General features: G+C 60.9%; 21 protein-coding genes. 18 read left to right on the plus strand and 3 right to left on the minus strand.

From position 1 onward, the window contains the following. The first annotated feature begins 4 nt into the window (after positions 1-4). From CK910_RS11065 to CK910_RS11145, 17 genes are all read left to right on the plus strand, one after another. Positions 5-2203 (plus strand): type IV pilus secretin PilQ, encoded by a 2199-nt coding sequence (locus CK910_RS11065; RefSeq protein ID WP_098982975.1) that lies wholly within the window; start codon positions 5-7, stop codon positions 2201-2203. A gap of 191 nt (positions 2204-2394) precedes the next feature. Further along, the gene (gene aroK / locus CK910_RS11070) at positions 2395-2913 is read left to right on the plus strand and encodes a shikimate kinase AroK (RefSeq protein WP_005298388.1); all 519 of its coding nucleotides are present in this window, start codon (positions 2395-2397) and stop codon (positions 2911-2913) included. A 14-nt stretch (positions 2914-2927) separates the two neighbouring features. Then, on the plus strand, positions 2928-4007 hold the full coding sequence (gene aroB / locus CK910_RS11075) for a 3-dehydroquinate synthase (protein ID WP_098982977.1): 1080 nt from the start codon (positions 2928-2930) through the stop codon (positions 4005-4007). Further along, on the plus strand, positions 4000-5604 hold the full coding sequence (locus CK910_RS11080; RefSeq protein ID WP_098982978.1) for an SPOR domain-containing protein: 1605 nt from the start codon (positions 4000-4002) through the stop codon (positions 5602-5604). The genes aroB and CK910_RS11080 overlap by 8 nt, the downstream gene beginning before the upstream one ends. Before the next feature lie 70 nt (positions 5605-5674). Next, on the plus strand, positions 5675-6547 hold the full coding sequence (locus CK910_RS11085) for a Dam family site-specific DNA-(adenine-N6)-methyltransferase (protein ID WP_043135660.1): 873 nt from the start codon (positions 5675-5677) through the stop codon (positions 6545-6547). 374 nt (positions 6548-6921) lie between these two features. Beyond that, complete coding sequence (gene rpe / locus CK910_RS11090) at positions 6922-7596, plus strand: ribulose-phosphate 3-epimerase (protein WP_042867708.1); 675 nt, start codon at positions 6922-6924, stop codon at positions 7594-7596. Beyond that, complete coding sequence (locus CK910_RS11095; RefSeq protein ID WP_098982980.1) at positions 7583-8251, plus strand: phosphoglycolate phosphatase; 669 nt, start codon at positions 7583-7585, stop codon at positions 8249-8251. The genes rpe and CK910_RS11095 overlap by 14 nt, the downstream gene beginning before the upstream one ends. 39 nt (positions 8252-8290) lie before the next feature. After that, positions 8291-9295, plus strand: a complete 1005-nt coding sequence (trpS, locus tag CK910_RS11100; RefSeq protein ID WP_098982981.1) for a tryptophan--tRNA ligase — start codon at positions 8291-8293, stop codon at positions 9293-9295. 123 nt (positions 9296-9418) lie between these two features. Then, positions 9419-9634, plus strand: a complete 216-nt coding sequence (locus tag CK910_RS11105) for a hypothetical protein (RefSeq protein WP_042867714.1) — start codon at positions 9419-9421, stop codon at positions 9632-9634. A gap of 21 nt (positions 9635-9655) precedes the next feature. Continuing rightward, positions 9656-10237, plus strand: a complete 582-nt coding sequence (locus tag CK910_RS11110; RefSeq protein WP_043135654.1) for an aminodeoxychorismate synthase component II — start codon at positions 9656-9658, stop codon at positions 10235-10237. A gap of 277 nt (positions 10238-10514) precedes the next feature. After that, positions 10515-11732, plus strand: coding sequence for an aspartate aminotransferase family protein (locus CK910_RS11115; protein ID WP_043135652.1), 1218 nt, complete (start codon positions 10515-10517; stop codon positions 11730-11732). A 75-nt stretch (positions 11733-11807) separates the two neighbouring features. Next, complete coding sequence (astA, locus tag CK910_RS11120; protein ID WP_043135651.1) at positions 11808-12827, plus strand: arginine N-succinyltransferase; 1020 nt, start codon at positions 11808-11810, stop codon at positions 12825-12827. Positions 12828-12898: 71 nt separating this feature from the next. Next, on the plus strand, positions 12899-14368 hold the full coding sequence (gene astD, locus CK910_RS11125) for a succinylglutamate-semialdehyde dehydrogenase (RefSeq protein WP_098982983.1): 1470 nt from the start codon (positions 12899-12901) through the stop codon (positions 14366-14368). Positions 14369-14498: 130 nt separating this feature from the next. Next, on the plus strand, positions 14499-15296 hold the full coding sequence (locus CK910_RS11130) for a DUF1338 domain-containing protein (protein ID WP_098982984.1): 798 nt from the start codon (positions 14499-14501) through the stop codon (positions 15294-15296). 185 nt (positions 15297-15481) lie between these two features. Beyond that, the gene (locus CK910_RS11135) at positions 15482-15736 is read left to right on the plus strand and encodes a hypothetical protein (protein ID WP_098982986.1); all 255 of its coding nucleotides are present in this window, start codon (positions 15482-15484) and stop codon (positions 15734-15736) included. 90 nt (positions 15737-15826) lie between these two features. After that, positions 15827-16078 carry a hypothetical protein gene (locus tag CK910_RS11140; protein WP_098982988.1) on the plus strand — a complete coding sequence of 84 codons (252 nt, stop codon included), beginning with the start codon at positions 15827-15829 and terminating at the stop codon, positions 16076-16078. Next, a complete protein-coding gene (locus CK910_RS11145) occupies positions 16078-16293 on the plus strand; it encodes a hypothetical protein (RefSeq protein WP_098982990.1) in 216 nt (71 codons plus the stop codon). The genes CK910_RS11140 and CK910_RS11145 overlap by 1 nt, the downstream gene beginning before the upstream one ends. A gap of 7 nt (positions 16294-16300) precedes the next feature. Here CK910_RS11145 and CK910_RS11150 read toward each other — a convergent pair whose 3' ends face one another. Beyond that, positions 16301-16897, minus strand: coding sequence for an HAD family hydrolase (locus CK910_RS11150; RefSeq protein ID WP_098982991.1), 597 nt, complete (start codon positions 16895-16897; stop codon positions 16301-16303). Positions 16898-17083: 186 nt separating this feature from the next. On the opposite strand from CK910_RS11150, the gene CK910_RS11155 reads away from it, so the two are divergent. Further along, on the plus strand, positions 17084-18448 hold the full coding sequence (locus tag CK910_RS11155; protein ID WP_043135642.1) for an MDR family MFS transporter: 1365 nt from the start codon (positions 17084-17086) through the stop codon (positions 18446-18448). 84 nt (positions 18449-18532) lie between these two features. Here CK910_RS11155 and nifJ read toward each other — a convergent pair whose 3' ends face one another. Beyond that, on the minus strand, positions 18533-22063 hold the full coding sequence (gene nifJ, locus CK910_RS11160) for a pyruvate:ferredoxin (flavodoxin) oxidoreductase (protein ID WP_098982993.1): 3531 nt from the start codon (positions 22061-22063) through the stop codon (positions 18533-18535). A gap of 409 nt (positions 22064-22472) precedes the next feature. After that, on the minus strand, positions 22473-23609 hold the full coding sequence (locus CK910_RS11165; RefSeq protein ID WP_098982995.1) for an MFS transporter: 1137 nt from the start codon (positions 23607-23609) through the stop codon (positions 22473-22475). Position 23610 lies beyond the last annotated feature (1 nt).

Here is a 23610-nt window from a genome sequence, read left to right on the forward strand (position 1 = left end):
TGCGATGAGAACAACAATAGGTACTGTAACCAGAGTTGCCCTGCTGTTTTGCGCCGGAGCATGGAGCCAGGCCTGGGCTGTGGCCACTTTGCAAGAGGTGAAAGTGAATCCGCTGATGGCCGATCAGCTGTTGCTGGAGTTGAGCTTCAGTGAACCGGTCAGCGGCTTTACCGACCGGCTCTCCTATGAGCCCAATCAGCTGTTGCTGCATGTACCAGGAGCCGTGGGGGCGCTCAATGTCAATCCGCTGCCCATCAAGCAACAGGGGGTCGATAATCTCAAGGTTGAGGGCAAGGGTGCCGGGCTCGATATCAAGATAGCACTCGATCAATTGACCCCTTATCAGGTGCATCAGCAGGGCAACAAGCTGCTGGTCGCTCTGGGAGAGAAGGCAACCATGCCTCTCCCGGCTTCTACCCAATCAGCTGGCATGGTCTCATCACCTGCAACCTCGCCCGCCTTTGTTAATCCTCAGCCTGTGACTCAATCTGCCCTGATTAACACCCAGTTGGTTGCCCAGTCAGCCCCGGTGGCGGCACCTGTAGCCAGTAAAACCGTCTTGCCTGCGGCTCAGACCGGGGCGAGCGGTGCCTATTTCAACTCCGTCAAGGGGGTGGATTTCAGGCGTGGCAAGGATGGGCAGGGTGAGTTTCTGGTCACGCTGGACAACAGCTCGGCGGCAGTCGATGTCAGCAGCCGTGGTCAGACAGTGCTGGCCAAGTTCCATGGTACCCGGGTACCGGACGACCTGCTCAATCTGATCAATGTGCAGGACTTTGCCACCCCTGTCTCTCAGGTGGAGGTATTCCGCCAGGGCAATGACACCCTGTTCGAGCTCTCCGTCAACGGCCAGTTTGATTACCGCTACGATCAGGAGGACAAGATGTTCATCGTCGAGGTGAAAAAACGCACCGCGGTGACCGCAGGCAAGCAGTATCAGGGCAAGCCGATTTCGCTGAACTTCCAGGACATCCCGGTGCGCACTGTGCTGCAGCTCATCGCCGATTTCAACAACCTCAACCTGGTCACCACGGACTCGGTATCAGGCAATATCACGCTACGGCTCGATGGCGTGCCCTGGGAGCAGGCACTGGACATCATCCTCAAGGTGAGGGGGCTGGATAAACGGCTGGATAACAACATTCTGCTGGTGGCGCCGGCAGAAGAGATCGCTACTCGTGAGAAGCAGCAGCTGGAGAGTCGCAATCAGGTTGCCGATCTGGCGCCGCTCTATACCGAATACCTGCAGATCAATTATGCCAAAGCATCCGAGGTGGCAAATTTACTTTCATCCAAGAGTACCAAATTGCTCTCTTCCAAGGGGGCTGTGAGCGTCGATGAGCGGACCAACGTGCTGGTGGTCAAAGACACGGCAGACGTCATCAGCAACATCAAGCGCATGCTGGATATTCTGGATATCCCGGTCAAACAGGTGGTGATCGAAGCGCGCATGGTGACCATAGATGACGGTTTTGACGAGGCGCTTGGGGTACGTTGGGGGGTGACCAAGAACGATGGTCACGGCAACAGCACATCGGGTTCTATCGAAGGCAACGACGGATCCGGCAATAACAACGGCGGTTCGGCGATCACTCGTCCCGGGGTGGATGACAGATTGAACGTCAATCTGCCGGTGACCAATGCCGCTGGTACCCTGGCATTCCAGGTGGCCCGCCTGGCGGATGGCACCCTGCTGGACCTCGAGCTGTCGGCGCTGGAAAAAGAGAGCAAGGCCGAAATCATCGCCAGCCCCCGTGTTACCACGGCCAACCAGAAACCGGCGCTGATCGAGCAGGGGACCGAGATCCCCTATGTGGAGTCCTCCTCCAGTGGTGCCACCTCGGTCACCTTCAAGAAGGCAGTATTGAGCCTCAAGGTCACACCGCAAATCACGCCGGACAACCGGGTTATCCTGGATCTGACCGTGACCCAGGACACCAAGGGTGAGACGGTACCAACCGGTACCGGCGATGCCGTATCCATCAATGCCCAGTCCATCACCACCCAGGTGCTGGTCAACAATGGCGAGACTCTGGTGCTTGGCGGTATCTATCAACAGACCATCAAGAGCGACGTCAGCAAGGTGCCTCTGCTCGGTGATATCCCGGGTCTTGGCGTGTTGTTTCGCAAGACAACCAGCGAGAATAAAAAGCGGGAATTGCTGATTTTCGTGACGCCGAAGATAGTCACCGACGCCTTCTGAATGCTTTACATGTGAGGGTAAAACACATATAACCTTACGCCCCAATGAGGCTGGGGCGTAAGGGCTGCGGTTGCCAGTCCCGATTTCTATTGAGATAATCCCCCTCCTGATCCATCGCAAGACAAGGTTCATAGGTACCCCGATCGAGTGTTTGTCGGGGTCGTACAGTTTGTAATTACTAATGAAAAGACATGGCTGAGAAACGCAATATTTTCCTGATAGGTCCCATGGGTGCGGGCAAGAGCACCATAGGTAGACATCTGGCAGAACAACTGCATATGGAGTTTTTCGACTCAGATCATGAGATTGAGCGCCGCAGTGGTGCCGATATCGGCTGGGTGTTCGATGTTGAAGGCGAAGAGGGTTTCCGGATCCGCGAAGAGAAGGTCATAGGCGACCTTTCAGAACAGCAGGGTATCGTGCTGGCGACGGGTGGCGGTGCCATCAAGAGCCGTGAAACACGGAACAAGCTCTCTGCTCGCGGTATTGTGGTGTACCTCGAAACAACGATTGAGAAGCAGCTGGCGCGCACACAAAGAGACAAGCGCCGCCCACTGCTGCAAACCGAAGAGCCGCCGCGCGAAGTACTCGAGCGTCTGGCACAAGAGCGCAATGCGCTGTATGAAGAAGTGGCTGACTTTGTCATCCAGACTGATGATCAGAGCGCTAAAGTTGTTGCCAATCAAATTGTTAAGTTGATTGGCATGTAATCTAGAGGACGTCCATGGAAAGGTTGAAGGTCGAACTGGGTGAACGCAGTTATCCCATCGAGATAGCGGCGGGTCTGTTGCAGCATGCAGAGGTGCTGACACAAACCATCAAGGGCAAGCGGGTCATGATAGTGACCAATACCGTTGTCGCACCCTTGTATCTTGAGCGGATTATCCAGTTGCTGTCCGGTTTTCAGGTTGAACACCTGATCCTGCCGGACGGTGAGGCCTACAAGACCCTGGCAACCTTCGAGCGGATCATGTCTGCTTTGCTGGAAACCAACCATGGTCGGGACACTACACTGATCGCCCTGGGGGGCGGTGTGATAGGGGATGTTGTCGGCTTTGCTGCGGCGAGCTACCAACGTGGCATTCCTTTTATTCAAGTGCCTACCACACTGCTCTCCCAGGTTGATTCCTCCGTCGGCGGCAAGACCGCCGTCAATCATCCCCTCGGCAAGAACATGATTGGGGCCTTCTATCAGCCCAAGCATGTGGTCATCGACACCGAATGCCTCAAGACCCTGCCTGCCCGTGAATTTGCCGCCGGCATGGCCGAGGTCATCAAGTACGGCATCATTTGGGACGCCGAATTCTTCTCTTGGCTCGAAACCAACATGTCCCGTCTGCAGGCGCTGGAACCGGCTGCCCTGGCGTATGCCATTCGTCGCTGCTGCGAGATCAAGGCCGATGTGGTGGGGCAGGACGAGACTGAGCACGGTGTGCGTGCCCTGTTGAACCTGGGCCACACCTTTGGTCACGCCATCGAGGCCGAGAAAGGCTACGGCAACTGGCTGCACGGCGAAGCCGTTGCCGCAGGCATGATGCTGGCCGCATTCACGGCCGAGGCGCGTGGCGAGCTGGATAAGCGGCAGGTCGCTCGTATCCGCGATCTGTTGCTGGCCGCGAATCTGCCGGTACAAGCCCCGGCCGAGATGGATTTCGATGCCTTCATTCGCCATATGCGGCGTGACAAGAAGGTACTGGAAGGCAAGCTGCGACTGGTGCTGCCGGTCGGTATCGGTCATGCACAGGTGGTGGCCGATGTCTCTGATGCTGAATTGTTGGCGGTGATCGAGTCTGGTCGTGAGTAATAATAAACTGCTTAAGCTTCCTTCCCAGCGGCAGCTGGTTGACCGGCTGCTGCACCTGATTGAATTCAATCACCCCTTTATTTTCCTCTGTGGCAAGCACGGCAGTGGTCGCGGCACCCTGTGTGAATCTCTGCTCGGCGCCCTGCCCGAAAAAGTACGGGTGGTGAGCCTGATTGGCAGCTCTGCCATGAAGATGGCGGACGTGCGCCAGTTGCTGTTGCCGCAGGTGGTGGCAAGGCCGCTGTTCAATCCACAGGATGCGCTGGCCGACAGCTTCTTTCGCATGCTGGAAGGCAAACCTGCCACCCTGCTGCTGCTGCTGATCGAACGCGCCGACGAGTTGCCCGCCGAGCTGGTCGGCGAGCTGTGGAGCCTCTGTCGTCACAACGATACCCTGACCGTGCCCCATCAGCTGGCCATAGTGCTCTCCGGCAGTGACGTCTGGTGTCGCAACCAGAAGGCGCAGCTGAAAGGGCGGGCCATGCCGGCACTGGAGCTGGAAGTCGCGCCACTGAGCGCGCCAGAGCAACGTATCTTCTTGTATGAGAAAGCCAAAGAGCTCAAGATCCCGACAGCCCTCTTGCCCAAGCTGAAAGTGGAAGAGATCCTGAAAGCGGCAAATGGACATCCGTCCACCATCATGCAGTTACTGGAGGATATCATGACCGACAGAAGGCCCAAGAAGCGTCAGGCCGAGTTGCCCGTCAAGAAGATTGCGACCGTGCTGGCACTGGTTGCCGCCGGTTTGCTGGCCCTGAGCTATCTGCTGCCAGCCCTGTTCAACGGTGAGAGCAAGAGCACTGCGCTGGAACCCGCGCAAACCACCGCCTTGCCTATTCCCGTGTCGGGCGGGGATCCGCTGACCATAGGCGGCAGTAACACCAGCCAGAATGGCAATCAGAACGCAACCAATGATGGCGGCGCTGGCAATCCTGGCGGTGTGGTGCGCGATTGGCAGCCGGATGCCAAGGTGTTGCCCAAGGCGGTCGAGAGCGAGACTGTGACCACGGAATCGACCAACTACGAGGGACGCCGGGTGGTGATCTCAGATGAAGTGGTCGAGAAACTGATGAAGCAGCCTGACGTCAGCGGTGCTTTGCCAACGGCCGTGGTGGATGAGCTGACCGGTGCCGGTTCCCAGGCCGTTGCGACTCAGGTTGCCCAGGCTCAGAATGCATCGACCCAGGGCCTGCTTGCCAAGCCAGCCACTGCGCCCAAGACCCAGAGCACCTCGGTTGCAACCAAACCGGCGGCCAAGCCAGCCGTGGTTGAACCCGTGGCGGCCCCCTCACCCAAGGTGGCATTGACGCCGGCGGCGACCCTGAACAAGAAGCCCAGGAATCATTACAGCGTCCAGCTGATGGGGGCGAGCAACACCAAGGCCGTCGACAAGTTCGTGGCCGAGCATGCGCTGGCCGGCAATATCTGGGTTTACAAAACCCAGTTCCGTGGCAGCCCCTGGTATGTGGTACTGCAAGGGGATTATGCCAACGCCGCCCAGGCCAAGGCCGCCATTCGCAAGCTCTCGCCCGCCCTGCTCAAGGGTCAGCCCTGGCCCAAGTCGTTTGCTCAGGTACAAAAAGAGTTGAAGCAATAGCCATTGCGCCCGGTAAGGGGGTAGAATCGTCCCCCTTTTTTGGTCGATGCCTTCTTAACACCGGATTTCCATGAAAAAAACACGCGCTTTTTTAAAATGGGCCGGGGGAAAATACTCCCTGGTTGAAGAGATTGCCGAGCGCTTGCCGGCCGGGCGTGTGTTGCTGGAGCCCTTCGTCGGGGCCGGGTCCGTGTTTCTCAACACCGACTACGACGCCTATGTGCTCAACGACATCAATCCGGATCTGATCTGCCTTTACAACCATCTCAAGCTGACGCCTGACCGATTCATCGCCGAGGCGCGCAAGTTGTTTGTGGCCGAGCACAACCACAAGGCGGCCTACTATCGGCTGCGTACCCAGTTCAACCAGACCGAGACCACCTTCGAGCGGGCGCTGCTGTTCCTGTTTCTCAACCGTCACGGTTTCAATGGTTTGTGTCGCTATAACAAGAAGGGCGGCTTCAACGTGCCATTCGGTTCCTACAAGAAGCCCTACTTCCCGGAGAAAGAGCTGTGGGCTTTTGCCGAGAAGGCGCAGAAGGCGACCTTCATCTGCGAAAGCTACGCCGATGCCATCAAGCGCGCCGAACCGGACTGGGTGATCTACTGCGATCCCCCCTATGCGCCGCTCTCCACCACGGCGAGCTTCACTACCTATTCCGCAGGCGGCTTCACCCTGGATGATCAGGCCATACTGGCGCGGCTGGCCCGTCACACGGCGGCCCGCAAGGGGGTGCCCGTACTCATCAGCAACCACGACATAGAGCTGACCCGCGAGCTCTACCGTGGTGCGCGACTGGACGAGATCCTGGTCAAGCGCACCATCAGTCGCAACGGCGGCAGCCGCAACAAGGTGGCCGAGCTGTTGGCGCTTTACCCGCCCGGTATCGAGCCGGAGCAGGGTTACTACCCCAGCGACGCCGAGCTTGTCTCACTCGGCTGACCTTCTGGCGGCACCTTTGGGTGCCGCCGCTGTTTCTGCCCGTCGCTATCCTTGTGTTCGTATCGTTTTCGCCGGACATGGCTGGTAAAGCCGCGGCCCATTTTTTCCTCCCCGTGTATGGGGTGTTTTCATCGGATATGGGCGGTAAAGCGGGCGGCCCGTTTTTTCCTCCCCGTGTATGGGGTGTTTTCATCGGATATGGGCGGTAAAGCTGGCGGCCCATTTTTTCCTCCCCGTGTATGGGGTGTTTTCATCGGATATGGGCGGTAAAGCTGGCGGCCCATTTTTTCCTCCCCGCGTTCGGGTCGTTTTCATCGGATATTTGCGGTAAAATTGCGCCGCTTTTTCTGCCCGCTAGCCAATGGATGACGCTGATGAAAGACTTTCTGATTGCCCCCTCGATCCTTTCCGCCGATTTCGCCCGTCTGGGCGATGATGTCGCCAGGGTGCTGACCGCCGGTGCCGACGTGGTGCATTTCGACGTGATGGACAACCACTATGTCCCCAACCTGACCATAGGCCCCATGGTCTGTCAGGCGCTGCGCGACTATGGCATAGAGGCGCTCATCGATGTGCACCTGATGGTCAAGCCGGTGGATCGCATAGTCCCGGACTTCGCCAAGGCGGGCGCCAATCTGATCACCTTCCACCCGGAAGCGTCCGATCACGTGGATCGCACCCTGGGCCTCATCAAGGAGCAGGGCTGCCAGGCGGGTCTGGTGTTGAACCCGGCGACGCCGCTCTCCTGCCTCGAGTACGTGATGGACAAGCTGGATGTGATCCTGCTGATGTCTGTCAACCCGGGCTTCGGTGGTCAGAGCTTCATCCCCGGCACCCTCGACAAGCTGCGCCAGGTGCGTCGCCTGATCGACGAGAGTGGCCGTGACATTCGTCTCGAGATCGACGGCGGCGTCAAGGTCGACAACATTCGCGAGATAGCACAAGCCGGTGCCGACATGTTCGTGGCCGGTTCTGCCATCTTCAGCCAGCCGGACTACAAGGCAGTGATCGACCGTATGCGCGCGGAGCTTGCCCATGTCGAACGCTGAGCGTGATTTTGATCTGGTGCTGTTCGATCTGGACGGCACCCTGATCGACAGCGCCCCTCAACTGGCGCTGGCGGTCAACCGTACCCTCACCGAGCTGGGACTGGCCGAGGCCGACGAGGTCGTGGTACGTACCTGGGTCGGCAATGGCGCCGACAAGCTGATCCAGCGCGCGCTGGATTACCGCGAGGCTCCCGAGCTGTTTGCCAGGGCGCGCCCCCTGTTCGATCGGCATTATCAGGCCTGTCTGCTGGAAGGGCTGGCCATGTATGACGGGGTGGAGCAGAGTCTGCGCCGCCTGCAGAAGCTCGGTTACAAACAGGCCGTGGTGACCAACAAGCCGAGTCACTTCGTGCAGCCCATCCTGGATGCCCTCGGCATCGGTGACTGTTTCGCGCTCTGGCTGGGCGGCAACTGTGTGCCCGTTAAAAAACCCAGCCCGGATCCGCTGCTGCACGCCTGCCACGAGCTGGGCGTCAGCCCGTCGCGCACCCTGATGGTGGGCGACTCCGAGAATGACGTGCTGGCCGCTCAGGCCGCCGGCATGAAGGTGGTGGGACTGACCTATGGCTATAACTACGGCCGCCCCATCGCAGATTCCCGCCCGGACTGGGTATGCGAGCAGTTTGCCCAGCTCGATGCGCTGCTGGCCGAATAAGGCTGCTGGGCTGGCCGAATAACAAGGATTAACACTCTCATGACTAAACCAATTGTACTGAGCGGGGCCCAACCGTCGGGCCAGCTGACCATAGGCAACTACCTGGGGGCCCTGCGTCAGTGGGTCAACATGCAGGATGATTTCGACTGCCTCTACTGCATCGTCGATCTACACGCCATCACCACCCGCCAGGAGCCTGCTGCCCTGCGCAAGGCGTGTCTCGATGCCGCCGCCCTCTATCTGGCGGTGGGGATCGATCCGGCCAAGAGCACCGTCTTCATCCAGTCTCACGTGCCACAGCACGCCGAGCTGGGCTGGATCCTGAACTGCTACACCCAGATGGGCGAGCTGTCGCGCATGACCCAGTTCAAGGACAAGTCCGCCCGTTTCGAGAACAACGTCAATGTCGGCCTGTTCGGCTATCCGGTGCTGATGGCTGCCGATATCCTGCTCTATCAGGCCAATCAGGTGCCGGTCGGCAACGATCAGAAGCAGCATCTGGAGCTGACTCGCGACATCTGCACCCGGTTCAACAACCTGCACGGCGAGGTGTTCACTCTGCCCGAGCCCTTCATCCCCACCGACGGGGCGCGGGTGATGAGTCTGCAGGATCCGACCAAGAAGATGTCCAAATCTGACGACAACGAGGCCAACTTCATCGGCCTGCTGGAAGATCCCAAGCAGATCGTCAAGAAGATCAAGCGGGCGGTAACCGACTCCGACGAGCCGGCCGTGGTGCGCTTCGATCCGGAAAACAAGCCGGGTGTCTCCAACCTGCTGACCCTGATGTCCGGGGTGACGGGTCGCTCCATCCCAGAGCTGGAGCAGCACTTCGAAGGCAGGATGTACGGTCACCTCAAGACCGAGACTGCCGAGGCGGTCGTTGCCTTGCTGGAACCCATCCAGGCGCGCTTCCGCGAGCTGCGTCAGGATGAGGCTCATCTGCAAACAATTTTGGCGGCAGGTGCACAAAAGGCACGTGAAAGGGCTGAAAAAACCCTGACCAGCGTATATGATGTAGTCGGCTTCGTTCCTCGAGCCTGACATACTGGGAAGGTGTAGTAGAAGAGAGCTGGGTATTTGCCTGGCTTTCTTTGTTTTACCCGACCTGCTATTCGTTAATTCATCTTCCAATTTCAAACGCGGGCTTCTGCCCCAAGAGTAAGCATGTCTGTCGAATCCAATACCATGATTGAAGAGCTGGGCGACAAGGGTCACTGGCTGCGTAAATTTCGCAAGGCCAAGAACCTCAATACCCTGCAGCTGATGGTCTCCAACGCCATCGACAAATACCACAAGACCCCTGCCATCGCCGCCGCCATCTATCTGGCCGAGTGTCAGCGCGAGCGCGAAATGGAACAGGGTCGTTATCTGGATCGTTGATTCTCTGTTTCTGGTTACCCCATGCTGTTGCTGATCGATAACTACGACTCCTTTACCTGGAACCTGGTGCAGTATTTTGGCGCCCTGGGGCAAGAGGTGGTGGTGAAGCGCAATGATGAACTGACGCTGGACGCCATAGCGCAGCTCTCCCCCCGTTATCTGGTGATCTCTCCCGGCCCCTGCACCCCCAATGAGGCGGGCATTTCCCTTGCTGCCATCAGCCGGTTTGCCGGCCAGCTTCCCATTCTGGGCGTCTGTCTCGGCCACCAGTCGCTGGCGCAGGCCTTCGGGGCCCGGGTGGTGCGAGCCCGTCAGGTGATGCATGGCAAGACGTCGCTCATCCGTCATCGGGGGCAGGGTGTATTTCGCGGTCTGAACGACCCGCTGCGGGTCACCCGTTATCATTCGCTGATCGTGGATCAGGGCACATTGCCCGACTGTTTCGAGATCACCGCCTGGAGCGAGCACGCCGATGGCTCCTTTGACGAGATCATGGGCCTGCGCCACAAGCAGTTGAATATAGAGGGGGTTCAGTTCCATCCGGAGAGCATTTTGAGCGAACAGGGCCACCAATTGCTGGCCAATTTTTTAGCAAGTTCCTGAATAGTTGTGATCGGCCTCCCAGAATCGAAATGAGGCCAAAAATATTTTCCCTGACACTTTATTCACCTCCCTCCCTGTCCAAATTATCTCTTGCCAATACCCCCTGAGCCGTTATGCAATGCGGTTGCCTAAAATCTCACAGGCAATCGAACATTGTTCCCTGTAACTCGCTTTGTTGCAGACTTTTAGCTTTTTTTCTGTGACAATGCCGATGTGTTTACATGGATTTAACTTTTGGGCGGTGGATTATTCTGTCGCCAGATCGAAGGAGAGCAATATGTCAGAGTTGTTGGCAGTGACACGTGAAGTGTTTGATGAAGTGATGGTTCCCAACTATGCGCCCGCCAAGATCATCCCGGTGCGTGGTGAAGGGTCACGTGTCTGGGATCAGGAAGGCCGTGAGTATGTCGATTTTGCCGGCGGGATTGCCGTCAATGGCCTTGGCCATTGCCATCCCAAGCTGGTCGAAGCCCTGAAAACCCAGGGCGAGAAGCTGTGGCACCTCTCCAACGTGATGACCAACGAGCCGGCTCTGCGTCTGGCCAGGAAGCTGGTTGCCGCCACCTTTGCCGACAAGGTCTATTTCTGCAACTCGGGCGCCGAAGCCAACGAGGCGGCCCTCAAGCTGGCCCGTCGTTACGCCATCGAGAAGTTCGGGGCGCACAAGACCCAGATCATCGCCTTCCATCAGGGTTTCCACGGTCGTACCTTCTTTACCGTCAGCGTCGGTGGCCAGGCCGCCTACTCCGATGGTTTCGGTCCCAAGCCGGCGGATATCACCCATGTGACTTACAACGATCTGGCGGAGCTGGCTGCCGTCATCTCCGACAATACCTGCGCCGTGGTGATGGAGCCGCTGCAAGGGGAGGGTGGCATCATTCGTCCGACCGACGAGTTTGCCAAGGGCGTGCGCGAGCTGTGCGACAAGCACAATGCCTTGCTGGTCTATGACGAGGTGCAATCCGGGGTCGGCCGTACCGGCGATCTGTTTGCCTACATGGGTCTGGGCGTCACGCCTGACATCCTCACCAGCGCCAAGGCGCTCGGCGGCGGCTTCCCCATCGGCGCCATGCTGACCACCAACGAGATCGCGGCTCACCTGAAAGTGGGCACTCACGGCTCCACCTACGGCGGCAACCCGCTGGCGTGCGCCGTGGCCGAGGCGGTGATCGACGTGGTCAACACCCCGGAAGTGCTCAGCGGCATCAAGCACCGCGAACAGCTGTTCCGCGCCGGGCTCGACGCCATCAATGCCAAGTACCACTGCTTCAGCGAAGTGCGTGGCAAGGGCCTGCTGCTCGGCGCCGTGCTGAACGACGACTACAAGGGCCGTTCCCGTGACTTCCTGCTGGCCTCCATCGATCAGGGGTTGATGGCACTGGTCGCGGGTACCAACGTGGTGCGTTTCGCTCCGTCCCTGGTTATCCCGGAAGCGGACATCAAGGAAGGGCTGGCCCGGTTCGAGAAAGCGGTTGCCCAGGTGGTTAACGCCTGATCCAAATTGAGGTGGGGAGCCCTCCCGGCAGGAGCCGGGACCCCACCTGTCGTCAATGAAAGGGAGTTGTCATTTATGTTGGTTATCCGTCCCATCGAGCAAAAAGATTTTGCCGGTCTCAAGACCTGTGCCATCGAATCCGGCACCGGCATGACCTCGTTGCCCGTCAACGATGAACTGCTGCAGCGCAAGATAGATGCTTCGACCCAGACCTTCTCGGACAAACCGGCAGGTAAGGGTGATTGCCTCTACTTCTTCGTGGCTGAGGATCTGGAGACCGGCGAAATGGTCGGTACCTGTGCCATCGATGCGGCCGTGGGCCTGTCCCAGCCGTTCTACAACTATCACATCGGCAAGGTGGTCCACTCTTCCCCCAAGCTCGGCATCTACAACGTGGTCGAGACGCTCACTCTGTCCAATGACTACACAGGCAATTCCGAACTCTGCACCCTGTTTCTGCGTGAATGCGCCCGCGAGGGGCTCAACGGCCGTCTGCTCTCCAAGCACCGTTTCCTGTTCATGGCCGAGCACCCGGAATTATTCGACGATACCGTCTTTGCCGAGATGCGTGGCGTCTCCGATGGCAATGGTCACAGCCCCTTCTACGAGTGGCTGCAAAAGCATTTCTTCTCGATGGATTTTCCCACCGTCGACTATCTCACCGGCATCGGCAAGAAGCGCTTCATCGCCGAGCTGATGCCCAAGTATCCCATCTACGTCAACCTGCTGAGCAACGAGGCACGCGCCGTCATCGGCCAGACCCACGAGAAGACCCGCCCGGCCATCAAGATGTTGCAGGATGAAGGCTTCGTGAACCGGGGCTATGTCGACATCTTCGATGCCGGCCCCACCGTCGAGTGTGACGTGAAGAATATCCGCAGCGTGCGCCGCAGCCAGAAGTTGCGGGTGCTGATCGGCGAACCCATAGGTGGCAAGATCCACCTGGTCTGCAATGCCCGCTACGAGCACTACCGTGCCTGCTACGGCAATATCCGGGTCGATCTGGACAAGCACGAAGCCATCATTCCGCCCAAGATGGCGACGGCACTCAAGGTGCAAGATGGCGACATGGTACGGGCCGTCGATCTCGATTGAGCCGTATCAGCAGTAAAACCGCATATGAAACAGGCAGCCAAGGCTGCTTGCGAACCACAGGGAGTGAATGGATGAGCCAGTTAGTACAACTGATAGACGGTCAATGGCTTGCCGGTGAAGGCAAGCCGTTCGAGTCAAGGGACCCGGCGAAGAACGAGGTGATCTGGCAAGGGGGCGCAGCCAGCGCCGCCCAGGTGGATGCCGCCGTCAAGGCCGCCCGCAGCGCCTTCTACCATTGGTCTGATATGAGCCTGGAGGCGCGTCTTGCCATAGTGCGCCGTTACGCCGAGCTGCTCGGCGAGCACAAGGAGGCGCTGGCGCTGACCATAGCCCGCGAAACCGGCAAACCGCTGTGGGAGACCCGCACCGAAGTGGCCGCCATGCAGGGCAAGATCGCCATCTCCATCCGCGCCCATGACGAGCGCACCGGCACGGTCGAAAACCCCATGCCGGGCGCCAAGGCGTTCGTGCGCCACAAGCCCCACGGCGTGGTCGCCGTGTTCGGCCCCTACAACTTCCCGGGCCATCTGCCGAACGGTCACATAGTGCCTGCGCTGATCGCCGGCAATGCCGTGGTGTTCAAGCCTTCCGAACTGACCCCCATGGTGGCCGAAGCCATGCTGAAGATCTGGCAGGAGGCGGGGCTGCCCAAGGGCGTGCTGAACCTGGTGCAGGGCGAGGTGGAGACCGGCAAGGCGCTGGCGGGCAATCCGGATATCGACGGTCTCTTCTTCACCGGCTCGTCCCGTACCGGCCACTTCCTGCATCAGCAGTTTGCCGGTCAGCCCGGCAAGATCCTGGCGCTGGAGATGGGCGGCAACAACCCGCTCATCGTCAAGGATGTGAGCGACATCGACGGCGCAGTGCACGCCATAGTCCAGTCCGCCTTCATCACCTCCGGTCAGCGCTGCACCTGCTCGCGCCGCCTGTTTGTCGAGCGCGGCGCCCGGGGCGATGCCCTGGTCAAGCGTCTGGTGGAGGTGGTCGGCCAGATCAGGGTCGGCCTCTATGACGCCGCCGAACAACCCTTTATGGGCGCCATGATCAGCGAGCGAGCTGCGCTGGGCATGGTCGAGGCGCAAGCCAAGCTGCAAGGGCTGGGTGGCGAGAGTCTGCTCTCCCTCAAGCACCTGGAAGCGGGCACCGGCTTCGTCTCTCCCGGCATCATAGATGTCACTGCTGTGAACGCGCTGCCGGACGAAGAGTACTTCGGCCCGCTGCTGCAGCTCATTCGTTACGACGATTTCGATGCCGCCATCGATCAGGGCAACGCCACCAGCTTCGGCCTCTCGGCCGGCCTGCTGGGTGACAGCGAGGCGGACTGGCAGCACTTCTTCAAGCGGATCCGCGCCGGTATCGTCAACTGGAACAAGCCCATCACGGGCGCCTCCAGCGCTGCGCCGTTTGGCGGCATAGGTGCCTCCGGTAACCACAGAGCGAGCGCCTACTACGCCGCCGACTACTGTGCGTACCCGGTGGCTTCCGTCGAAGACAGCAAGGCTGCCATGCCGGATCAGCTGTCTCCGGGTTTGACCTTTTAACAAGGAAGAGGCCGGCAGCAAGGCCGCCACGGCTGACACTGTCCTCCTCTGCGCTGAGCGCTGATAACAAAAAATAAAAGGGGCACTGAACAGGTGCCCTTGTCTGTACCCGCAATCAAAGGAAAGAGAGATGCAAAAGGATATCGACACCCTGTTCGGTCACTTGTGGGATAACTACATTCAAGTCACCCCGAGTGCCCTCAAGGTCCACACCCTGCTGGGTGGCGGCGAGCCCATCGTCAACGATCACGTGGCATTTCGCACCTACAACCTGCCCAAATTGGGCCTCGAGAAGTTGGTGGCCCACTTCCTGGCGCTCGGCTACGAGCAGAAGGGCGAGTACGTGTTCAAGGCCAAGAAGCTCTACGCCAAGCACTTCGAACACAAGGATCCGGATGCTCCCAAGGTGTTCATCAGCGAGCTGAAAGTGGAAGAGCTCTCCGAGGCTGCCCAGGCCATCATTCACAAGCTGGCGGATCAGGTACCCGATCACCTGACCGATACCCAGGCATTCCTCTACACGGGCGCCCCCTGGCAGGTCTCCTGGGATGATTACCAGACCCTGCTGGCGGAGAGTGAGTACGCAGCCTGGATGGCGGCTTGGGGTTATCGTGCCAATCACTTCACGGTCAACATCAATCGCCTCAAGCAGTTCGATACCATCCAGCAGGTCAACACCGCCCTCAAGGCGGCCGGCTTCGTGCTCAACGGCGTGGGTGGCGAGGTGAAAGGAGACCCGCAGGTGATGCTGGAGCAATCCTCCACCATGGCCGACAAGGCGGACGTGGCCTTCAGCGACGGCGTGCGCACCATTCCGAGCTGCTTCTATGAGTTCGCCCTGCGTTACCCGCAGGCCGACGGCGTGCTCTACCCGGGCTTCGTCGAAGCCTCGGCCGACAAGATCTTCGAATCCACCAACGCCATGTAACGGCGATGGTTGGAAAAAACGCCCCGCGAGGGGCGTTTTTTTATGGGTTTTACGCAGGCCTGACGTCCCCTTTACCCCGCCTTGACCCTGCTTTTCCTGATTTTTCGCTAGCATGAAACCGCCCGCTTGAGCGGGCCATCGCCGCCCTCTGGCGGTGGATGTCGCGCGTTATTCGGAGTCATGCCATGAAGAGTGTTCTGCCCCTGTTGTTATTCCTCGCCACTGCCACCGCCATGGCGGCCGATCAGGGCAGCCGCACCCCGCCCAAGCCGCCTCGCGAGATGTCGGCCGAGATGAAGACGGCCTTTGAGAGCTGCAAGGAGAGCGGCAAACCGGGGGAGGCCGCATTTGACCGCTGCATGGCCGAGCTGGGTTTTGCCAGACCGACGGGCGCCGCCCCTGGCGGTGACAAGGGGGAGGATGAGGTGACGGCAAACTGAGAGTGAGCTGGCTACCCATTCGGGGTGAGCCAGTTTGCAACCGCCTGTGTAGAGTGGGGGTCCAATGCCTAGCCCCCCTAGGAGCCCGCCATGTCTCGCTATCACTTCTTCAAACAAGGTCAGTCATTTACCTATCTCGATACCTGGGCGGTCGGTTATGACGATGAGCGTCGCCAACTGGTCGAGCAGGGGTTTGTGGCTGTCGTTGCCCCCTCTTTTGCCGATACCCCGGCCGAGGCGCTGACACTGTTGCAGGATCATGAGGCGCTGGAAGAGGAGCGCAGGGTGCACAATCCGTGGTACACAGTCGCCGGCATTCTCGGCCTGCTGGGGATGAGCTGATGGCCCTGTCTGGCAAGGGGGCCGGCGTTGCCACGCTGCTGTGCGGGTCTGTCTTGAAAGGACCGCTCTGTCGCGGCCTGTTCAGCGCCCTGTTTATCTATCTGGCGTCCCTGCCAGCGGATCTCTATTTCACTTTCCATTGGGAGATGGCCCTGAGCCTCTTCCTGCTCGCCTTCCTTGGCGGACTCTGGCAGCAGTGGCGGGCGCGTCGCTAACCCGGTCTCACACCCGCTGCAGTTCGCCTTCGGTGGCCAGCAGGGTGGTCATGCCGCCGGCCTTGCCTGCCTGAATGCCGATCTGGGTATCTTCGAACACCAGGCAGTTGGCGGGGTTGGCGCCGAGCAGCTCGGCCACTTTCAGGAAGGTGTCGGGGTGGGGCTTGTGGTTGTCGATGTCATCGGCACTGACCAGCACAGAGATATAGGCATCCAGGCCGGTATTTTTCAAAATGCGCTGCGCATGATCCCGCGATGAGCCCGTGCCTATGCCCATGGGCACCTTGCCGTGGCAGCGTTTGACCAGCTCCCACATGGCGGGAAACACGCTGACCTTGTCGATATGCGCCAGATAGAGGGCCACCTTGCGTCGGGTGAAGGCATCCACATCGATCTCCAGCCCATGCTGCTCGGCCAGGATGGCGACTATCTTGCGGGTGGGAATGCCGCCGTATTCATTGAGCCGTGCCCGATCAAACGGCAGACCGAACTCGGCGCTGGTTGCCTCCCAGGCATCCAGATGCAGGGGCATGGAGTCCACCAGAGTGCCGTCCATATCGAAAATCAGGGCGTCGTATTGATCAAACCGGAACTGCTCGGACATGGGGCTGCTTCCTCTTGGGGTGTGAACAGCCAGCCTATCAGAATGCAGGAGGCAGTGCCGCGACCGCCGTCATGGTTGCGGGCTGGCGGCGCCATGGCAGTGGTTTTGACCATCGGCTGGTGATTTATGAGACAATAACAAGCTCTGCGCCGCAGATCCTGGCATTTCAAATTAGCGAGCCCCTATATGTCCCCAAAAACCATCTTCGCAAGCGTGGCCCTGGTGATCGCCCTGGGTTCACTGGAAAAGAGCATAGTCACCACCCCCTTGCCCATCATAGGCGCCGAGCTGAACGCCGGCGCCGCCCTCACCTGGGTAGTCACCGCCTACCTGCTGGCGGCCACCGCCGCCCTGCCCATTTACGGCAAGCTGAGCGACATGTTCGGCCGGGTACGCATGCTCAACATCGGCATAGGCCTGTTTCTGGCAGGATCCGTGGCCTGCGGCCTGGCCCAGGATCTGCCGACCCTGCTGGCGGCCCGCGTGCTGCAGGGGCTGGGGGGCGGCGGCCTGATTGCGCTCGCCTTCACCGTCATTGCCGACAGCATACCGCCGCGGGAGGTGGGCAAGTATCAGGGCTACATCTCGGCCGTCTATGCGGTCTCCAGCATCGCCGGGCCCCTGCTCGGCGGCTACTTCACCGAACAGCTGAGCTGGCGCTGGATCTTCTGGATCAATCTGCCGCTCGGGGCGCTCGCGCTCTGGCTGGTGAACCGCAACCTGGGCCACCTCAATGTGCGCCGCCACAGTCGCTTCGACTGGAAGGGGGCGGCGCTGCTGATCACAGTCACCACGCTGAGCCTGTTGCTGCTCTCGCCCGAGACAGCTCTGCCTGCCATCTGGCTGGCGGCAGGACTGGCGATAGCCCTGCTGCTGCTGATCCTGGTGGAGCGGCGCGCCCATGACCCCATATTGCCCGCCCATCTGGTCCGGCTGCCCGGCTATCTGGTGAGCGTGCTGCTGGCGCTGGCCTCCCAGCTGCTGATGTTTGCCGTGCTGGTCTATCTGCCGTTGCAGATGCAGTGGCAGAAGGGGATGGGAGCCAGCGAGAGCGGTCTCTACATGGTGATCTTCATGGTCTGCATCACGGCGGGAGCCTTCGTCGGCGGCAAGCTGATCGGCCGCACCGGTTACTACAAACGCTTCGTGGTGGTGGGCTTCGCCCTGTCGGCGCTGGCGCTGTGGCAAATTCATTTCGATGTCTGGGCCAATCTGGGGCTGGGCTTCGCCGGTCTGGGGCTGGGCCTGGTGCTGCCAGCGCTCTCCGTGGTGGTGCAAAATGCCCTGCCACGGGAAGATCGTGGCATCGGCATGTCCCTGTTCAACTTCGGCCGTGAGCTGGGGGGCGCGGTCGGGGTCGCCATCTGTTCCGTGCTGTTCCACTCAGCCCTGCCGGCGGGCACCAGCCACAACCTGGCCAGCCTGAGCCCGGCCGAGCTGGCTCCCGGTTTCAGTGCCACCTATATCGGCATGGCGCTGATCGCCACCGCGGCTTTCCTCATCACGCTGCTGGCGTTGAAACGCCACGAGCTGGCCAGCATCCACGCCTGATTAACCGCTGGCATGCAATAGCAAGAGGGCTCCCCGCGGGGAGCCCTCTTTGTTATCCGGTTTCACTGATCGCCAGCAGCTTGATCACTCCTGCGCCGGGGCCTCCTTGCCGGCGAGCTGGCTCAGCCAGGCGAAGCGGCGGTTCGCATCCAGCTCTGCCTCCCGGTAGAGCTGGGTGGCGATCTCCGGCAGCTGGCGCTCCAGCCGCTTGAAGCGGGGCTCCTGCTGCAGCGTCTCGGCCAGCGAGGCGTTTGGCGCCCGGGAGTCCAGCGCCAGCGGTGCCTTGCCCTCCTCGCTGCGACGGGGGTCGTAGCGGTAGAGCGGCCAGAAGCCGGTGGCGGTCAGCTGCTTCATCTGTTCGTGGCTCTGGGCCAGATCGTAGCCGTGCTCCTCGCAGGGGCTGTAGGCGATGATGAGGGACGGGCCCGGATAGGCTTCCGCCTCCTGAATGGCCTTCACCGTCTGGTTCATCTGGGCGCCGAGGGAGATCTGCGCCACATAGACGTGGCCATACATCATGATGCTGGCACCGAGATCCTTGCGCCCCTTGCGCTTGCCCTGCTCGCCAAACTTGGTGATGGCGCCGAGCGGCGTCGCCTTGGACTGCTGGCCGCCGGTGTTGGAGTAGCACTGGGTGTCGAGCACCAGCACGTTGATGTTCTCCCCCAGGCTCAGCACGTGGTCGAGCCCGCCGTAGCCGATGTCATAGGCCCAGCCATCGCCGCCGATGAGCCAGACCGACTTGTCCACCAGGTGATCCGCGTCCTTCGCCAGCTCAGCCGCGCCCGGCTCGGTGCGCCCCTGCAGCAGGCTGCGCAGCTGCTCAATGTGGGCGCGCTGCTCGGAGACCGGCAGACTGGCATCTTGCAGCCCCTGTTGCAGCTCGGCCGGAACAGTGTCACCCAGACCCGTCAGCAGGCGGCGCACCCGATCGCGATGCTGATCGACGGTGAGCCTGAAGCCCAAGCCAAATTCGGCGTTGTCTTCGAACAAGGAGTTGGCCCAGGCCGGACCACGGCCCTCGGCGTTGGTGGTGTAGGGGGTGGTGGGCAGGTTGCCGCCATAAATCGACGAGCAGCCGGTGGCGTTGGCGATCAGCAGCCTGTCCCCGTAGAGCTGGGTCAGCAGCTTGATGTAGGGGGTCTCGCCGCAGCCGGAGCAGGCGCCCGAGTATTCGAACAGCGGCGAGATGAGCTGGGAGGTGCGAATGTCGATGCGCTCCAGCTGCTCAGCCGTGCGCTCAGGGAGGTCCAGGAAGAAGTCGTAGTTCGCCTTCTGGGCATCGAGATGGTCGAGCCTGGATTCCATGTTGATCGCCTTGCGGCTCGGATCGGTGCGATCCTTGGCCGGGCAGACCTCGACGCAGAGGTTGCAGCCGGTGCAATCCTCAGGCGCCACCTGCAGCACATATTGCTGGCCGCGCATGTCGCGGGCTTTGACATCCAGGGCGTCCAGGGTCGCGGGGGCACCCTCCAGCGCGTCCTTGTCCACCACCTTGGCGCGGATGGCCGAGTGTGGGCAGGCGGCCACACAGTAGTTGCACTGGGTGCAGAGATCCGCCTGCCAGATGGGCACCTCCTTGGCGATGTTGCGCTTTTCCCAGCGGGTGGTGCCCACCGGCCAGGTGCCATCCGGCGGGAAGGCGGAGACCGGCAGGCTGTCACCGAGCCCCGCCAGCATGGCGGCGGTGACGGTCTGGACGAAGTCGGGGGCCTTGGCGGACACCACGGGGGGGCGCTGGTGGCTGCTCGGATCGAGTTCTTGCAGCGGCACCGGGATCAGTGCCTCGCAGGTGGCGGCCAGCGCCTGCCAGTTGCGCTCGACCAGCTCGGCGCTCTTGTTGCCATAGCTCTTGGCGATGGCCTGCTTGAGCAACTCGGTGGCCTCTGCCGGCGGTATGATGGCGGTCAGCTGGAAGAAGGCCATCTGCATCACGGTATTGATGCGGCTGCCGAGCTGGCACTCCCGGGCAATCCTGGCGGCGTTGATGGTGTAGAGGCGGGCGCGCTTCTCGTGCAGCACCTGTTGCACCTCTTGCGGCAGCCGCTGCCAGATCTGGTCGGCGTCGTAGGGGCTGTTGAGCAGGAAGATGCCGTTCGGCTTGAGCCGCTCCGCCATCTGGTACATGTCGATGAACTGCCACTGGTGGCAGCCGATGAAGTCCGCCTCGTCCACCAGGTAGGCCGACTGCACCGGCCGTTCGTTCACCCTCAGGTGGGAGACGGTGAGGCCCCCCGCCTTCTTGGAGTCGTAGACGAAATAACCCTGAGGATAGAGCGGGGTGTGATTGCCGAGGATCTTGATGCTGTTCTTGGCCGCCGAGACGGTGCCGTCGCTGCCAAGGCCGTAGAAGAGCGCCTCCAGCTTGCTCTGGCTCGGATAATCCAACGTCGGCAGCGGCAGGGAGAGGCCGGTGACGTCGTCGAAGATGCCGACGGTGAAGCGCGGCCTTGGATTGTCCAGCGTCAGCTCATCGAAGATGGCCTGTACGCAGGCCGGATTGAACTCCTTGGAGGAGAGGCCGTAGCGGCCGCCGATGACCCGCGGCAGGCTGGCGCGCTCGCCCCGGCTGACCGCCTCGGCCAGCGCGCTCATCACGTCCAGATAGAGCGGCTCGGCCTGGGCACCCGGCTCCTTGGTGCGATCCAGCACCGCAATCTTGCGGGCGCTCTCGGGAATGACAGCCAGCAGATGCGAGGCTGAGAAGGGGCGGTAGAGGCGCACCTTCACTAGTCCCACCTTCTCCCCTTGCTCAGTCAGCCGCGCTATCACCTCCTCACAGGTGCCGATGGCGGAACCCATCAGCACCAGCACCCGCTCGGCCTCCGGGTGACCCAGGTATTCGAACGGCTGGTAGTGACGGCCGGTCTGTTCGCCGAAGGCTTGCATCGCCTCGCTCACGTGACGGTAGGCGTCGTCATACCAGGGGTTGGTGGCCTCCCTGCACTGGAAATAGGTGTCCGGGTTGGCGGCGGTGCCGCGCACGACGGGGTGATCCGGGCTCAGGGCGCGATCGCGGTGGGCACGGATGGCCGCCTCCGGCAGCAGGGCACGCAGGGTGTCGTCCGCCAGCGGCACTATCTTGGCTATCTCGTGAGAGGTGCGAAAACCGTCGAAGAAGTGGATGAAGGGCAGCCGGCTGTTGAGGCTGGCCACCTGGGAGATCAGGGCGAAGTCCTGCGCCTCCTGCACGTTGCTGGCGCAGAGCATGGCGCAGCCGGTCTGGCGCACCGCCATCACGTCCGAGTGATCGCCGAAGATGGACAAGGCATGGGTCGCGACGGTACGCGCCGCCACGTGGAGCACGAAGGGAATGAGCTGACCCGCCAACTTGTAGAGGTTGGGGATCATCAGCAGCAGGCCCTGGGACGAGGTAAACGAGGTCGCCAGTGCGCCTGTCTGCAAGGCGCCGTGGACGGTGGCGATGGCCCCGCCCTCCGACTGCATCTCGACCACGCGAGGCACGTCGCCCCACAGGTTCAGGCCCCGATCGCTCGACCAGGCCGACGCCTGCTCCGCCATGCTGGAGCTGGGGGTGATGGGGTAGATGGCGATGACTTCGCTGGTGCGGTACGCCACTGAGGCGACCGCGTTGTTACCGTCTGTGGTGATCATGAGTTGTCCACTTGCTATGCCAGTTTGAAGGCCTGCGACAGAGTGCAGGCCATGGATAGGTCGCAGGCATAGTAAGAGGGTTGGAGAGAAGGCATCAAACGGGATAAATAATCAGTGAATACATCTTTTATTCATTGTCCGCACCCTGAACGCAATGGGATCTATTTGCCTCAACGCATTTGGCGGTGGATATGAGCAAGCTGAAATGCACTTTTTACGTCAGATAAATCAATAGATTAAGATACTTCATCGCGAGAGCTGACCCTGGTATGAGGGTCAGCGAGTATGGTGTGAGTGGGAAGCGTGCGGGCTGGCAGTGCCGGCACAGTGAGATATGGGGTCGCCGATCCTGGCGGATGGGCGACCCATGTACGGGATGGGCGTGGGCCCGGAGTATGCGCTCCCTTTTTCAGCCGGCGGGCTTGACGGGGCGCAGCAGCGCAATGGCGCTGCCGAACAGCAGCATGGCCAGCAGCGCCATGGCCAGGGGCCCGGCGCTGTAGGCGAACCCGGCGACGGCAGACCAGAGCGCTACGCCAATGTGCATCATGGTCATCGCCAGCGACATCAGCATGCCTCTGTGAGCGCTGGAGAGCTGCGCAATATAGCCCTGCAGCGCGGGCGATCCTATACCGCCCGCCAGCGCCCACAGCAGCAGTATCGGCAGCATGAGTTGCCCGGCCGGAGAGAGATAGAAGCAGACGCTGACCAGCAGGCAGACCATCAAGGCCAGGCGCATCAGGGTACGCCCGCTCTCGACCCGGCCAGAGAGGCGGGGCATCAGCAGGTTGCCGGCGACGCTGATGATGCCAAGCAGGGCGTACAAGCCCCCCACGGACCCGATGGACCACTCCTGGGCATCGCGCAGGTGCTGACCGACGAGATTGAACAGACCTATGCCGCCGCCAAGGCCCAGGCACATGGCCAGCAGGGCCCCGACCGCGCCCGGGATGGCCAGCAGGCGTGGGTCCTTGTCCTCCTTATGCGCAGCCGATTTTTCTGCCGGATCTTGGCCGGCGGGGAGCAAGGCCAGCGCCGCCGCCACACCCCAGGTGCACACGCCGAGCAGGATGAAGGCAGCACGCCAGGAGAGCCATTGGGTCAGCAGAGCCCCGACGGCCGGGCTCGCTATCATGCCCAGGGTCAGGCCTGCCTGGACCCAGGCAATGCGCTTCATGGCATCTGTTCCCGCGCTGTCTGCGGCCATGGCAAAGGCGATGGGCAGCATGCCGGCACTGGCGAGGCCGGTGAGCACCCGGCTTGCCAGCCCCCATTCAAAGCTCTCCACCAGACCCGTGACCACAGAGGCGGCGCCAAACAGCAGGGTGGCAGGCAGCATCACCTTCATTCGGCCCAGACGATCCGAGAGGGTGCCCAGCAAGGGGGCTATCATCGCCAGCGCCAGGCTGTAGGCCGTGATGAAGAGGGTCACACGCTCGGGCTGGACCCCCAGCTCCCGGCCTATGGGCGCCAGTATGGGACCCAGCATAAGTTCATCGGCACCCACCAGAAATGCAATCAAGAACAGCAATATTTTCAATAACATA

The sequence above is a fragment of the Aeromonas sp. CA23 genome, from assembly GCF_002587065.1.
Lineage (GTDB): Bacteria > Pseudomonadota > Gammaproteobacteria > Enterobacterales > Aeromonadaceae > Aeromonas > Aeromonas bestiarum.